Here is a 1,432-nt window from a genome sequence, read left to right as displayed (position 1 = left end):
TGATGGTAAGAATCCTCAGCAGTGGAGTGCTGAAAACAAGTTCGCGGTTCTGATGGAAACCGCCAACATGAATACAACAGAGTTATCCGAATACTGTCGTAAGAAGGGGCTCTACTATGAAGACCTGCAGCAGTGGAAAGCTGATTTTATCGCAGGCAGCACAAAGCCTGCTGAATCCCGTCAGGTACAGGCCGCTGCCAGACGAGATGACAAGAAGCGCATCCAGAAACTGGAAAAAGAACTCAAACGCAAAGACAAAGCACTTGCTGAAACCGCAGCACTGTTGGTTCTAACAAAAAAGGCAAACGCGATCTGGGGGGAGCGCGAGGACGATTGATTCCTCTCCCTGATCGCAAGGAAGCCGTTGCTTTAATCCAGGAAGCTGTTTCACAGGGGGCACGTAAAGTGAAAGCCTGTGCTGCTCTCAACCTGTCGATACGCACGGTTCAGCGCTGGCAAAAAGATGTAGAACAGGTGCGGGAAGATCAGCGTCAATACGCAGACCGGCCAATGCCTGCCAACCAACTAACCAAGAGCGAGCAAAACGAGATTCTGAAAGTCTGTAACAGCGAGCGATTCAAAAGTAAGTCGCCATGCCAGATTGTACCGACACTGGCCGACGAAGGTGTTTATATAGCTTCTGAGTCAAGCTTTTATCGAGTGCTGAAGGCTCATAATCAACAGCATCACCGAGGTCGCAGTAAGAAGCCAGTAAAGCGGAAGCCGACATCGCATCGGGCCACGGCACCAAATCAGCTCTGGTCGTGGGATATAACCTTTTTGGGGTCGCCCATCAGGGGTAAATATTATTACCTCTATTTGGTTCTGGACGTTTATAGCCGCATGATTGTGACTTGGGAAGTCCATGAGAAGGAGTCCTCTGACCTGGCTGCTCAGATGATCCGCAAAGCCTTCATGCAGCATAAGATCAGTCTTCAGGAACAACCGCTGGTCCTGCATTCGGATAATGGCAGCCCGATGAAGGGGGCGACTATGCTAAGTACTCTTCAGCAACTGGGTGTACAGACATCGTTCAGCAGGCCACGCGTGAGTAACGATAACTCATACTCAGAGTCAGGCTTCAGAACCATGAAATATCGTCCCGGGTATCCGAATCACTTCGCCAGTCTGGAGTCAGCCAGAGAGTGGGTGTATGGGTTCGTAAACTGGTACAACATGGAGCATAAGCACAGTGGCATCAAGTTCCAGACACCCTGCGACAGACACACAGGGAAGGCTCAGAAGAAGGTTCTGAATCGTGAAAGAGTTTACCGTAAAGCAAAAGAGCAACACCCTGAGCGTTGGGGAAGCCGTGAAACCAGAAACTGGCAATTACCGGCAGAGGTATGGCTTAACCCTGAGCGATCAGAGAATCAGCAGCATTGTGATTTAGCTGCATAAGTTGAGGCGACATCTACCTTGAAAGTTACCG

Annotated in this window: 2 protein-coding genes; both read left to right on the top strand. The window is 50.0% G+C overall.

What is annotated here, in order from left to right; translation table 11 throughout:
• Window positions 1-337: transposase (locus tag KDK17_RS07820; RefSeq protein WP_257287773.1), on the top strand; the 337-nt coding region annotated here is incomplete at its 5' end.
• Window positions 334-1,401 (top strand): IS3 family transposase, encoded by a 1,068-nt coding sequence (locus tag KDK17_RS07815; protein ID WP_257287772.1) that lies wholly within the window; start codon window positions 334-336, stop codon window positions 1,399-1,401. The genes KDK17_RS07820 and KDK17_RS07815, both read left to right, overlap by 4 nt.
• The last annotated feature ends 31 nt before the right edge of the window (window positions 1,402-1,432 follow it).

Source organism: Endozoicomonas sp. SESOKO2, assembly GCF_024606245.1.
Lineage (GTDB): Bacteria > Pseudomonadota > Gammaproteobacteria > Pseudomonadales > Endozoicomonadaceae > Endozoicomonas_A.
Note: the sequence above shows the minus strand (reverse complement) of the source record. Positions and strands in the feature narration are given on the sequence as shown.